The 234-nt window shown below is 50.0% G+C and carries 1 rRNA gene; it reads left to right on the top strand.

Features of this window, described 5'->3' with window-relative positions:
• Positions 1 to 234: ribosomal RNA gene (locus OH705_RS28810) — 23S ribosomal RNA — on the top strand; the annotation flags it as partial.

Raw genomic sequence — 234 nt, 5'->3', positions numbered from 1 at the left:
GAACTCGGTTGAATGAACTAGGCAAAATGGCACCGTAACTTCGGGAGAAGGTGCGGCTTTGAGGGTGAAGAAATTGCTGCGTAAGCCCACGCCGGTCGAAGATACCAGTCCGCTGCGACTGTTTATTAAAAACACAGCACTCTTCAATCACGATAGTGGACGTATAGGGTGTGTCTCATGCCCGGTGCCGGATTGTTAATTGATGGTGTTAGCGCAAGCGAAGCTCTTGATCGT

The organism is Pseudomonas sp. BJa3 (assembly GCF_026343815.1).
GTDB lineage: Bacteria > Pseudomonadota > Gammaproteobacteria > Pseudomonadales > Pseudomonadaceae > Aquipseudomonas > Aquipseudomonas soli.
This window is presented reverse-complemented; position numbering and strand designations above follow the sequence as displayed.